This window comes from Cyanobium sp. L1E-Cus (genome assembly GCF_024345755.1).
Classification (GTDB): domain Bacteria; phylum Cyanobacteriota; class Cyanobacteriia; order PCC-6307; family Cyanobiaceae; genus Cyanobium_A; species Cyanobium_A usitatum.
The window spans coordinates 35,811-48,878 of sequence record NZ_JAGQBS010000015.1 but is presented as its reverse complement, the minus strand read 5'-3'; the positions used below and the strand labels follow the sequence as shown (position 1 = coordinate 48,878).

The 13,068-nt window shown below is 49.3% G+C and carries 11 protein-coding genes and 1 pseudogene; all 12 read left to right on the top strand.

Annotated features, from left to right (window positions below; translation table 11 throughout):
• Positions 1–302: 302 nt before the first annotated feature.
• A pseudogene (locus KBZ22_RS12375) lies at positions 303–674 on the top strand (integrase core domain-containing protein); the annotation flags it as partial.
• A gap of 14 nt (positions 675–688) precedes the next feature.
• On the top strand, positions 689–2,035 hold the full coding sequence (locus KBZ22_RS12370; protein WP_255022188.1) for a hypothetical protein: 1,347 nt from the start codon (positions 689–691) through the stop codon (positions 2,033–2,035).
• Positions 2,036–2,044: 9 nt separating this feature from the next.
• Positions 2,045–3,439, top strand: a complete 1,395-nt coding sequence (locus KBZ22_RS12365) for a hypothetical protein (protein WP_255022187.1) — start codon at positions 2,045–2,047, stop codon at positions 3,437–3,439.
• A gap of 1,028 nt (positions 3,440–4,467) precedes the next feature.
• Positions 4,468–5,664 carry a glycosyltransferase gene (locus tag KBZ22_RS12360; protein WP_255022186.1) on the top strand — a complete coding sequence of 399 codons (1,197 nt, stop codon included), beginning with the start codon at positions 4,468–4,470 and terminating at the stop codon, positions 5,662–5,664.
• Positions 5,661–6,431 (top strand): class I SAM-dependent methyltransferase, encoded by a 771-nt coding sequence (locus tag KBZ22_RS12355; protein ID WP_255022185.1) that lies wholly within the window; start codon positions 5,661–5,663, stop codon positions 6,429–6,431. The genes KBZ22_RS12360 and KBZ22_RS12355 overlap by 4 nt, the downstream gene beginning before the upstream one ends.
• A 36-nt stretch (positions 6,432–6,467) precedes the next feature.
• A complete protein-coding gene (locus tag KBZ22_RS12350; RefSeq protein WP_255022184.1) occupies positions 6,468–7,574 on the top strand; it encodes a DegT/DnrJ/EryC1/StrS aminotransferase family protein in 1,107 nt (368 codons plus the stop codon).
• Positions 7,575–7,577: 3 nt separating this feature from the next.
• Complete coding sequence (locus KBZ22_RS12345; protein ID WP_255022183.1) at positions 7,578–8,630, top strand: thiamine pyrophosphate-dependent dehydrogenase E1 component subunit alpha; 1,053 nt, start codon at positions 7,578–7,580, stop codon at positions 8,628–8,630.
• Complete coding sequence (locus KBZ22_RS12340) at positions 8,627–9,619, top strand: alpha-ketoacid dehydrogenase subunit beta (protein WP_255022182.1); 993 nt, start codon at positions 8,627–8,629, stop codon at positions 9,617–9,619. Before KBZ22_RS12345 ends, KBZ22_RS12340 begins: the two co-directional genes overlap by 4 nt.
• Positions 9,616–10,362: a sugar transferase gene (locus KBZ22_RS12335; protein ID WP_255022180.1), complete on the top strand. Its 747-nt coding sequence runs from the start codon at positions 9,616–9,618 to the stop codon at positions 10,360–10,362. Before KBZ22_RS12340 ends, KBZ22_RS12335 begins: the two co-directional genes overlap by 4 nt.
• A 647-nt stretch (positions 10,363–11,009) precedes the next feature.
• Positions 11,010–11,312: a hypothetical protein gene (locus KBZ22_RS12330; protein WP_255022179.1), complete on the top strand. Its 303-nt coding sequence runs from the start codon at positions 11,010–11,012 to the stop codon at positions 11,310–11,312.
• A gap of 182 nt (positions 11,313–11,494) precedes the next feature.
• Complete coding sequence (locus KBZ22_RS12325) at positions 11,495–12,286, top strand: DegT/DnrJ/EryC1/StrS aminotransferase family protein (RefSeq protein ID WP_255022178.1); 792 nt, start codon at positions 11,495–11,497, stop codon at positions 12,284–12,286.
• Between the two features lie 26 nt (positions 12,287–12,312).
• Positions 12,313–12,876, top strand: coding sequence for a YdcF family protein (locus tag KBZ22_RS12320; protein WP_255022177.1), 564 nt, complete (start codon positions 12,313–12,315; stop codon positions 12,874–12,876).
• Positions 12,877–13,068 lie beyond the last annotated feature (192 nt).

Here is a 13,068-nt window from a genome sequence, read left to right as displayed (position 1 = left end):
ATGGCCCAAATCAGGTTTGGAGTTGGGATATTTCCTATCTGCCAACCAGCGTTAAAGGGATTTGGCTTTACCTCTACCTAGTGGTTGATATCTGGAGCAGAAAAGTGGTGGCCTGAGACGAGTAGCAATCTGAATCAGCTGAATTAGCAGCTCAACTGGTGAGTAGGGCATGCCTCAAGGAACGCGTCAGCCGACGACGCAAACAGCCGTTGATCTTGCATGCCGATAATGGCACGTCAATGCGCGGGGCAACCCTTGAGGTGCGCTTAGAAGAGCTTGGGGTGCTCTGATCCTTCTCCCGCCCGAGGGTGAGCAACGACAATCCCTATTCCGAATCGTTATTTCGCACTGTTAAATACCGGCCTGATTACCCCAACCGGCCTTTCAGCAGCAAAGAAGAAGCTTGCCAATGGGTTTCTTCTTTTGTGGATTGGTATAACAACCAACACCGCCATAGCGGCATCAAATTCGTTACGCCTCAGCAAAGGCATTGCGGTGAGGCAATAGAGATCTGCCGCCAGCGGTCACGCGTTTATGAGCTAGCCCGCATTGCAAATCCCAAACGCTGGAGCAGATCAATTCGTTGCTGGAAACTACCTGATTTAGTATGGATAAATGAACCATTAGCAACCCAGCAAACAAGCCTCCAAGTAACCTTGGCAAAGGAGGCATAAAACGCTTCCAAAGGGTGACATCTTTCCTGGCAGCTACCGCATTGAGCAGTATTACTTTTCTTTCTATTGGCATGCCTAAAGCTTTATATCTTGCTGGAAAAATCTCTGTATTCTTTGGGCGCCCACTCCTTGTTTTCTTGGCTTTTTCCTTTTTTCCAGGTTACTCATCAGAGCTGGCTATTCTTCTTTCTGTTTCTGCCATCGCTATTGCATCATCTCCTCCCCTTCATATGCCACTATACGCATATCGATATCAATCAGATGTTGCTGGGCTTGATCTGGATATCTTTCGTGACCTCTCGTCTAAGTACCTTGATTCTTTGCTTGTCTCTATAGTTCTTATTTCAGTATTTGCTTCTAGCATTAGCTATATCATTCTTAAGGCAAGAGGACTTGAAGTAATTCCATTCAGCCTTGCATTTTTCTTTTTCTGCTTTGAGAAAATCCATGACGAGGTTAATCGATTTCTACTTGTTTCAAAATCATTTGTTCTATGGGGTATAGTCACCCTTTCTAAAAACTTGCTTCCTCTTATCCTTTTCTCTTTTTATTTATTGACATACCAGAAATTCTTATCTGTTGCGCTTCCTAGTTTTCAAGTTGCCTTAGCTCTCATTGCATTTACTGCGTTCAGTACATTAGTTGCGTTTCTAATCTTCTTATCTGCGTCACCTTATCTAATAACACGTTTTGCGCCTCATATAAAGTTATCATCCATATTTAGCCCGCGTATGCTTGTAAGATTCGTACTTAATAAATCAAGATCCCTTTTTTCAGCTATTTATTTGAAGCCATGGATTTCAAATCTTTCAAATCTTCCAGTGACATACAGCGATCGTCTCCTTAATCTCGCACTGCCATCTGAGTTGATCTCTCCTTTCTTTATTGCTATAACCATTAGCAGTTTATCAACTTACACATATGACACTTTTGTAATCACTCGAAGGCGTCAAGAGATTATTTCATTAGACAATCCAAATGAGATACTAAAGGTAATACCCTCATTAATTGTGTGCTCTTCTGTCGCAATACTTATCACGTTCTTCTATCAATCAATCCATTTTGGTGTTTTTGCCTATTTCCAGTCATTATTTTTGTCTATCCCTTTATCTACGGTTTTACTGCTGTTGTTTGCGAGTCTTTTTATGGCTATCTCAGGGTTGCTTTTGGAGTGGATTTATTGGCGCAGAATGTTTAGAATCGCTACATTGTTAAATGCATTTTATATCTGCCTCCTTGCTGTAGTGCTATTTTCGTTTGACCTAACGCTTTTGTCTACAAGTATTTATCTATTTCTTTTGTCACTCTTTCGCTTTCTGTCTATTGCAGGAAGTGCATATGTATTACTTCGTGTACTCTAGCTGCTTTTGATGTCTGATTTTTCGGCTGAACAGTACTCATGCGTTTATTTTCTGCGCCTTTCATCCTTTATAGGCTATGAAGATCTTTCTTCCAGTATTAATTTTCCGCAGAGTGAAAATCGAACAACTCCTCGTGGACTGTTGCTTCCCTTTAGCGATTCTTTGCGCCTGCTTAAATCTCTTTTCCCGTTCCATCCCTCTGATCAATTTGATAAGTCTACTTATATCTTTTATGATTCTGAGCGCTTTTCTTCATCCACTGTAAAACAAATAATTAAAAGCTATGATCCATCCACTACCTCCTCAATAACTGTCGATTTAAATTTACCTTCTTCCTCTACTTCAGATACTACTCTTCTTGCTTTTCTTCTAAAGGTCGTTGTTGAATCCAAAAATATCTTCCTTGTCGTTAAGCTCTTTTATTGCTTTGTCTCAAAGTCAAAAGAATGTATTACTAATGTTGTGTTTGAGGCTCTTCAAGCTAACATTTCTTCGTTCGACGGTTCGTCATTTTACTTTCTTTCGTCTAATTCAGTTCTTACGGATAATCTAAAAATCATACTTGCTTGTCAGGGGTATCTGACCTTTGAAGTTATGCATGCGGTTGGGACAAAGCCTGCCTTGAGGATGTATGATATCTTTTCGGCAAAATCTGCTCAAGGTTTAAATTTTATACCACCTTATCCTTCTAGGCTGTCTCCCGTGGTCTATGAGAATCTAAACTGTACTAATAAATATCTTAACTTGGCTCTGGCAGGGCTATCTCTTTCTTCTAGCACATATCCCGGGTTCTTTGTTGAGCCTCATTGTCTTGATTCTATAGTCTCAACTTATGAATTTGAATCTTCCCCCATTTTGGCTGTTACTGTACAGGCCGGTTTTAGCGCTGAATCAGAAGTGCTTCTTGGACTGCTTGAAGCTAATATTCTAACGGATTTATTTATTGCTTTTAATGAATATAAAGTAAATCCAATTTTGCTTGTATCCAGGCATCCAAAGTGCTCCAATTCCTTGGATTCTTACTCAAAACTGCTATCTGAACACTTGCAGTCTGGGTGCAAAGTTAAATTCTTGAATCACTTCGGGCAGGGTTTGTTGCTATGTGATCACTTCGTATCTTTCGATTCATCAACTGCTTGGGATGCTTCACTTGCTTCTGTTCCTGTATCCATTTTTCAGGATGGTGCCAGTAACAGTCTCTATAGTCATGAAATGCTTGCATCTATTAATCATCCAGAGAGCCTAGATGACTCGTCGCTATACCCTGCCTTTGTTGATTCAATTGTTATGAAGTCTATGCAATGCTTTGAGCGCAGATCGAAGGATGGGTTGTCGCTTTATGAACGTATAATTGTGCGCAGAAAACATATTCGGGCTTCGTATTGTGGATATTGCGATTCTTGAAATATCACTCTGAAATTATGCGCTTTAATGTATTGTTCTATTCTTTGAGTCTCAATCATTTTTGGACAAAGCTCGGAGCATATCGTTCTTCTTCAGGCTGACCGACACATCTCAGCCGTGAGAATCATGTGACTGCCACCAGCGGCGTGTGATCGGAGGCTAATCGCACTCGCGGTGGCATCTCAATCGTTGATAACCAGTCCTGCGCTTGCCTTCTCTCTGACTGACGGACACAAATCCGGGAGCCTCTGCGCCGCAGTGGGTCTCAGCTCATTGGGTGGACAAGGAGCCATGAGAGCTTGGGGTTCTCACACCAAACCAATCCCGCGAGGATTCCCACGCCCGGCTCCATGCTGAGCTCACCGGCTTCCTCCCTCAACACAGCCCCGTCTGCGACGAGGGTCACCTGGCGATGCTGGGCTGGATGGTGGCTGGGCTGCTGCTCAGTCAGTCCGTCTGTTTTGGCCACTGGCAGCGGGCCTCCTTGCCGCTGCAGCATTGCTTGGCCGCCAGCTGGCCAAGCATCACAGCATGCCAGCGACAAGCCTGTGCTCACATTGAAACAGCAGAAGAAGCTTGAACGGTTCCGCCCCCCCCAAGACCACAAGGTGATCAAGCGGCTCAAGCAGGAGCTCAGACGCAAGGAGAAGGCTCTCTCAGAGGGTGAGCTAGATTAGATTAGGGAAGGTCGGGATAACCCGGGGGCCGGGGCGGGGGCATCCAGGTCGCTGGATGAGACTCATGCCAGCGACTTCATGGTGATTGGCCGCACGGTGGCTTTCCAGAGCTTCCTTAGTTATGTCACCCCCAAATCTATTGAACAAACGACTATCTACGATTTGCATTTATGGTTGACTATTTTGCTTGCGCTGCAGGCAATCCAGCACTGTAGTGCGTTTACGATCCTCCACTTTGTCATTTATTTTAAATCCATTTTATTTTATTAATGCAATACTATGCTGGTTTGGCTTTTTCAAACAGGAGAGCCCCTTCAATCTGATGGAGGCAGTCCGCGTCCCATGCGTGCTATGAATCTTGCCAATTCTCTGGTTGATGCTGGGCATCAGGTTGTTTTGTGGAGCTCAGCTTTCTTCCATCAAGAAAAACGTCATCGAAGTAAAAAGGCAGAGCGCATCAAAATCTCCGAACAACTTGAGATTCGATTAATCTCTAGTCCTGGCTATCAGCGTAATATTGGTTTGGGTCGGCTATGGGATCATGCAGTGCTGGCATTCAATCTTACTCGACAACTGCAACAAGAAGACACGACGCCAGATGTCGCTTTTATTGGGTATCCACCGATTGAGGTAGCGGCTGTGCTGACCCGCTGGCTATATTTGCGAGATGTTCCCACCATATTGGATGTAAAAGACCAGTGGCCATCTTTCTTTCTCGAAGCGCTGCCAAAACAATTGCGAGGCATTGGACGTATTGCGTTGTGGCCTTACTACTACTTAGGCCGACGGGCTATGCGTGAAGCTTCGGGACTGTCTGCAATGGCGGAAAAATTCCTTGAGTGGTCGCTCGATTTTGCGGGACGGAGCATGGGACGGTACGACAAAATATTTCCATTGACCTCACCCTCTTCTGCAATGAGCAAAGAGAGTTTGGAAAATGCTCTGGCCTGGTGGAGCACACAGGGCATAAAGTTGGATGCTCACACAATGCGACTAGTATTTATTGGTAGCCACATGTCTGTTTTTGATTTTCAGCCTGTGCGGGAAGCAGCAGAGTATTTCGCACAGCGAAACGCTAAAGTAGAATTTGTAATCTGTGGTGACGGAGGCTTCTCCGTAGAATTGCGTGCGATGCTAGCGGGGTTGCCTAATGTATTCTTTCCGGGGTGGGTTGATCGGGCCCAAATTGAAGCACTTGCCGAGATATCGCAGGCAGCCCTAATCCCGTATAGAAATATTGATAATTTCATAACAAATTTGCCGAATAAAGTAATCGATTCGTTATCATTGGGATTGCCAATCCTTAGCCCTTTGCGAGGCGAAGTGGCGATCTTGATTGAAACTCATAAAGTTGGCTTGCGATATGGTTCAGACTCTGGGACATCTCTTGTTAGATGTATTGAAGCATTGATTTCCAGCCAAGACTTGCGTCAAACAATGTCAAACAACGCGCGAAGCCTGTACTGCGAAAAATTTTCTTACGAGATGGTTTATGGTAGCTTAGTTCAACATCTGGAAATGATTGCTCTGAGAAGGCATTCGCAATGATGGAACAAGATAAGCTGATCGAGCGGGCGCGCTATGATGTACGTGCCCAGTTGCAAATGGCTGGATTATCAATGATTGACGAGGTCCCCTTGGGCTCGAAAACTATGGCTGTATTCTTGCAGTCGCCCTATGTATGGTATGAGCAGAAGATTTCCAAATGGATCCAACCTAGTCACCGTGTGCTGGAATTAGGTGCTGGGACAGGCTTGCATACTTGGGCACTACTGCAAACCGGGGCTCTAGTCACTGCGAGCGATATTTCTCCGAATTCCCTGAGTTTGCTCAAGCTACAATTCAAGAATGTCTCTGGCAATCTTAAAACGGAAGTTGCAGATATGGAAAATCTGCCATTTGATGATTCTTCTTTTGATGTCATTGCCAGTGCCGGCAGTTTGAGTTACGGCGACCCGTATCTGGTCGATTCCGAAATCAGGCGCGTATTACGTCCTGGAGGCAAGCTTATCTGTGTGGACTCACTCAATCACAACCCGGTTTACCGCATGAACCGCTGGTTACACTATTTGCGTGGCAATAGGTCAATGAGTACTTTAAAGCGCATGCCAAACTTAGCGCGAATCAGGGCTCTTGGGGAAGGATTTTCAAGTGTAAACGTGCGTTATTTTGGTGCGTTGAGCTTTGCGATGCCGGTTGTTGCGCGCTTGTTAGATGAAAATACCGCTAAAGCAGCATCTGACCGTATTGATCAATTGCTGGATGTCAGACGCTTGGCCTTTAAGTTTGTGATCGTCGCTCACGATTTTGCTTGAGCAGACGTTGATGTTTTATTTTTCTTAGGAGCTTCAATGAAATTAATTCCTTTTTTCCCATATGCAGATCTCTTCAGGCGTGACGAGGCTGCATTGACAGAAATCATGATGAGCGTTTGCCGTCGTGGTGCCTACATTCAACAACAAGAGTGTCGCAATTTTGACGCTAATCTGGCCAAATTCATGGGTGTCAAACATGCCTTTGGGGTGGCCAACGGGACTGATGCAATCATCATTGGTCTCAGAGCGGTCGGGATTGGCCCTGGCGATGAGGTGATCGTTCCATCGCATACTTACATCGCTACAGCGGCTTCGGTGCATTTGGTTGGTGCAACGCCAGTTTTAGCGGAGTGCGGCGCTGACCATATGCTGGATGCGGCCGATGTGGAAAAGCGCATTACGTCCAAAACCAAAGCCATCATGCCCGTGCAGCTCAATGGCCGCACTTGTGACATGGACGCGTTGCAGGCAGTGGCCGAGAAGCACGGCATCATGATTGTTGAAGATGCGGCGCAAGGCTTGGGGTCGAAGTTCAATGGGCAGTGCGCGGGTACCTTCGGCAAGTTCGGCACCATCAGCTTTTACCCAGCTAAATTGTTGGGCTGCTTCGGAGATGGCGGCGCGATTGTCACAAATGATGATGAAGTCGCAAACAGTGTTGCGCTGCTCAAAGACCATGGCCGAAATGCCGAAGGGCGCGTTGTTGCATGGGGCTACAACTCCCGGCTTGACAATATGCAGGCCGCAGTCCTTGACCATAAACTTAAGTCATATCCGCAGGAAATTGAGCGCCGCCGTTCAGTCGCTACCCGTTATCAGACCGGGCTTGGTGATTTGCCTGAGCTAACTTTGCCCCCGGCACCTGGCGCGGATTCACGTCATTTTGACGTTTATCAGAACTACGAATTGGAGGCTGATCGTCGGGACGAATTGCGCACGCATCTCGACGAGCAGGGAGTAAAAACGATCATCCAATGGGCTGGCACGCCAGTTCACCAATTTAAGGAACTTGGTTTCGAGGTTGATTTGCCAATAACTGACGCCTTTTTCAAGCGTTGCTTGATGCTGCCGATGAATTCTGCAGTAACCGATGAAGAGGTGGATTATATCATTAGTGTAATACGCGCTTTTTACGGTAACTAGATTATGAATGACTGGTCTTTTGGTGATTTGGCTGATCCTGCTCAGCATCAGCAACTAATTGATGTCACTGGGCAAGATGTAGAGAAATTGCTCGCTCAACTTCGAATGATGCTGCGAATAAGGCATGCTGAGCGCTTTTTGGCTGATGGACGGCGTGATGGATTGATTGGTGGCCCGGTTCATTTGGGCGTGGGGCAGGAAGCAGTTGCTGTTGGTGTTTCCGCGGAGCTCCGTAAGACGGATCGAGTGTTCGGTGCACACCGTTCGCATTCACATGTATTGGCTATGGGCTCTAGTCTGCGTCGCTTATTTGCTGAAATACTTGGCAAGGACACGGGCCTATCGCGAGGCATGGGAGGTTCGATGCACCTTTGGGATCAACCCAATGGTTTTTATGGGTCAGTCCCTATTGTTTCGGGAACAGTCCCACTGGCTGTTGGTGCAGCACTTGCCGCAAAAATGCAGGACTGCGGTGATGTTGGTGTCTCTTATCTCGGCGATGGAGCGGTAGAAGAGGGTGTTGTTCACGAGTCACTCAACCTCGCAAGAATGCTCATGGCTCCGGCGATTTTCGTGGTCGAAAATAACTTATTCGCAAGCCATATGCATATTTCACTCCGGCAACCTAAGGAGGCGACTGCCCGCTTCGCGGCCGCCAACGACATCCCCTATGAAATCGTGGACGGCAACGATGTGGTCAAGGTCCGTGCAGCCGCAGCCCGTCTGATTGGTCATGCACGAGCTGGGCGCGGTCCCGGGTTTTTGGAAGCTGTTACTTACCGTTGGTACGGTCATGTGGACTGGCGCGAAGACATTGATGTAGGTGTTAATCGAAGTGCCGATGAAGTGAGTGCATGGCGCAAGCGCGATCCGATTTCACGCCTAGTGGCAGGCTTGCAAGCTTTAGGCCTTATCGATGCAGATCAGCTTGCCGCTATTGAGGCGGAAATGGCCAATGAAGTTGCCGTCGCTTGGGAGAAGGCGCAGGCTGATCCATACCCGCCTCTTTCCGCTTTGACCTCACGGGTGTTCACCGAGATTGGAGCCATCCAATGACTGGCACGCGATATAACTACGGTAATGCTATGTTGTCGGCATTCGAATATCTTTTGGAAAAGTATCCTGAGGTATTTGTGATCGGTCAAGGGTTGTGGAGCCCATGGTATGTCGGCAATTCAATGACTGATCTTGACAAGAAATTCGGCGCACACCGAGTTATCGATACTCCTGTCTCTGAATCGGCCTGTACGGGGGCCGCAGTGGGCGCAGCATTGGCCGGCATGAAGCCTATCGTGGTTCACCCTCGCATGGACTTCATGCTTTATGCCATGGATGCGGTTGTCAATCAGGCTGCAAAATGGTCCCATATGGTCGGTGGTCAAGCAAGTCCTGGGCTTACTATTCGGACTATTATCAATCGCGGGGGGGAGCAAGGTGCGCAGCACTCCCAGGCATTGCACGCTTGGTTTGCTCATGTTCCGGGTCTAAGAGTTGTGATGCCTGCTACAGTGGCTGATGCGCGTGATTTGTTGATTGCATCTGTCTTGTGTCCGGATCCAGTGATCTTTATTGATGATCGCTGGCTCTATGATCTCGAGGATGACCTACCACCAGTCGCTGAGCTTTCATTAGCTTCTGAACGTCCGCAGTGCTTGAGGCCAGGAACAGATTTGACGATTGTGGCTTCAGGATATTCAACCAGGCTTGCTAACCAAGCTGCTGAACAATTGCAACTGCAAGGTGTTCTTGCTGAGGTAATTGATCTGCGTGTTCTAAATCCTTTCTCACCTGACAGTATCGTTGCTTCTGTCTCTAAAACTGGCCGCCTTTTGGTGGCTGATGGTGGTTGGTGCCCTTGTGGAATGGCAGGTGAGGTCATCGCAAGCGTGGTTGAACGTGTTCCTCCTGGTGCATTGAAACAATCTCCTGTTCGCGTGACTTTGCCTTTTTCTCCAGCCCCTTCGTCACGGGTGCTTGAAAAGGCTTATTACCCTACAGAGTCAATGATTGTGTCTCAAGCAATAAAAATGATGGAGAAAGCATGATAAAAAGACTTTTCGATTTGACGGCCTCGGCTGTAGGGTTGGTGTTAGCAAGCCCTGTCTTGGTGCCTGTCATGTTTCTGGTGTGGCTGCAAGACAAGCATTCACCCTTTTACATTGCTCCTCGTGTAGGGCGTAATGAATTGCCTTTTAAGATGATTAAGCTGAGATCAATGGTCATTAACGCCGACAAATCAGGCATTGATTCTACAGCTGCGAATGATAACAGAATCACGGCGCTGGGCCAGTTCATTCGACGCTATAAGTTGGATGAGTTGACTCAACTTTGGAACGTTTTGAAGGGCGATATGAGCCTTGTGGGACCGCGCCCAAACGTCAAACGTGAGACCGATCTTTATACGCCAGTCGAGAAAAAACTGTTACGCGTGAAGCCTGGAATTACTGATATTTCTTCCATTGTCTTTTCTGATGAAGGTGATATTCTGAAAGGCCAGCCTGACCCTGATATTGCTTACAACCAACTTATTCGGCCTAGCAAGAGCCTTCTGGGTTTGCTTTATATTGAAAATCAATCTTTTTCGTTAGATCTGAGGCTGTGCTTCCTAACTTTTATTGCTATATTCTCTCGTGAAAAGGCCTTGTTGGGAGTCCATGAAATTCTGAGAAGCATTAATGCGCCTGAGCATGTTATTTGGATAGCGCAAAGACGACAGGCTCTTGTTCCAACGCCACCTCCCGGTTCTGATCGTATTGTGACTTCTAGGGATGGAAACCCATTTGCGTAGTTAAAATGACTAGGCTTAGGCATTGGTAGCTTTGCATTAATTTATCTTTGCATAATCTGTCATTTTATTGTAATGTAATTGGGGCCGTGTTCTCATGGGACAAATCGCATTTGTCTTCTTCCCACTTGAATTAGACATCATGAGAGTTCATAGGCGGGTGATGGCCGTTATATTGGATTAGCTTGTGCCTTGGATGAAGATGACGGGCTTGTACAAGCTATTTGGGCGAGCGAAGTTAGTGTGTGCCTATTTTTTCCCCATTGGTACTTTATTCCCATTTCATTCTATGCATAAATAGTTTGGGTTGCCTGGCATGGGTGCCATTCTTGTTGGGATTAATTATATAATCTTCTACTGCTGCTCGCTTATAGATTGTACTTTAGTTGATACTGCTTTAATAGCAGCATTCGGCTCCACTATTAGCAATTCTAGGTATTTATACATTATGTTTAGCCAAGCGGGAGTGACCGTAGAAGAATCTAACTTTTATCCTTTTGGGTCGCCCGTATCGAATCATTGATTTGCGCACCATGCCCTTACGTACTTTTGTAACGAATTCAGGAGCGGATGAGGCCAACCTGTCTTTCTTGTCACGGTTTTTGTTATGGTTCCCTCGTCTAGTAGCGGTAGTGATCCGGTGCTGGAAGGTGGCTCAGGCCACCTCATCGCCTGCTAGTCCGCTGCCCCACAGGGCCGCTCCACCTCAGTCGACACCTGAACTCCTCCAGGGCTTCGACACCGCCACCCAGGTCACCGCCCTTTTCCACTGGTTGCGCCGTCAGCCCTCGCCCCGCATTGCCAGGGTGTTCATTGCCAACGATCCCGATCACACCGCCCGCGCCGTAGTTTCGCCAGCATTGCCCTCGGCCGCCAGGGCATTCTCGTTGGCCCGGCCGATTTTACTCTTCCCAGCTCCGATGAACGCCGCAAGCTTCTTCGTGATGCCCTGAGCCTCTATGGCGAGCCACCGGCAGCACTGGCGCTTGGCTGGTTCCCCAGATTGTTGCCCGTAAACGGGCGGATTGTCGGGTGTAGGCCAGAGACCTTGAGAATGCCGCTTTAGCGTGGTCCGGCTGCAGGTCGTGAGGGCTCTGCTGGTTGGAGTGTTCTCGGCTGCAGGCGGCCCAGGCTTTTGTCCCGGCAGGATTCGCTGGCGGCTGCGAGGGCAACCCCAAGGGAGACCCACTACGCCTATGGCATTGCCGTGATCGAAGACTGCGCCCAGGCCCATGCTGCCCGGATCAATGGCCAGTCCGTTGGCAGCTTTGGCGATGTGGCCGCCTGGAGCTTCTGCCAAGACAAAATCCTCAGCACCGCTGGTGAAGGCGGCATGGTCACCACCTCCCGCCCAGATCTCTGGGATGCCATGTGGGCCTTCAAAGACCACGGCAAAACCCATGAGGCGGTCTTCGGCCGCGAGCACCCCCCTGGCTTCCGCTGGGTCCATGAGCGCTTCGGCTCCAACTTCCGCCTCACCGAACTGCAAAGCGCCATCGGCCGTATCCAGCTCCAGCGCCTGCCGGAGTGGACGGCTGCTCGCACCCGCCACGCGCTGCTGCTTGCTGAAGCCCTTGGCGATCTGCCCGCCGTGCGGGTTCCCTTGCCGCCTGAAGGCATCGAGCATGCCTGGTACAAGTTCTATGCCTTCGTGAAACCGGAGGCCCTCGCTGACGGCTGGAGCCGTGATCGCATCCTTTCTGAGATCGCAAAAGCTGGCTATCCGGCCCTTTCCGGCAGCTGCAGCGAGATCTATCTCGAAAAGTGCTTCCAGGATGCAGGTTTGGCCCCAGCTGAGCGCCTGCCCGTTGCCCGCGAGCTCGGCGACACCAGCCTGATGTTCCTCGTGCACCGCACCATCACCCCTGAGCAGATGGCCAGCTACGCCGAGGTGGTGCGAACCGTGGTGAAGCGGGCTTGCCGCTAGTGCTTTTTGGCCAGAAGCGTCGATTGGTGTTGGTTTCCCTGTTGCTTGGAACTTCGGCCGCAGGGCTGTGGCTGGCCTGGCCCTGGCTTGTTCCGCTTGTTTCTCCAGTTCCCCCGTCAACTGCCGGTAGCGATCTGGTGGTGGTGCTGGATGGTGGCTCAGGTCGCTTCGCCGCAGCCGATCGCATCGGCCAAGCGCTGCCCCAGCCTCCTGGCCGCCTGCTAATCCGCTGCCCCAGAGGTGCGCCGCCACCCCAGCCCACCCCCGAACTGCTCCAGGGCTTCGACACCGTCACCCAGATCACCGCCCTCGCCCACTGGTTGCGCCACCAGCCCTCGCCCTGCAGTGCCCGGGTGTGGATTGCCACCGATCCCGATCACACCGCCCGCGCCGTAGTCCTCGCCCGCATTGCCCTTGGCAGCCAGGGCATTCGCGTTGGCCCGGCCGATTTGCCTCCCTCCAGACCTAGCGAGCACCGCAAGCTTCTTCGGGATGCCCTGCGCCTTACCCTTTGGCGGGCCACTGGCAGCACCGGCGCTTGGCTGGCTCCCCAGGTTGCTGCCCGCAAACGGGCGGATTGTGGGGTATAAGCCAGAGACCGTGTGAAAGCGGCTCGGGAGTTGTTCCGGCTGCAGGTCGTGAGGGCTCTGCTGGTTTGAGTGTTCTCGGCTGCAGGTGGCCCAGGTTTTGGTTCCGGCAGGATGCGCTAGTGGCCGCGAGGGCGCCTCCCCTGCTTGCCTGCCAGTACAGGTGTATTATTGGCTGAGCGGCGAGTGTTCGGC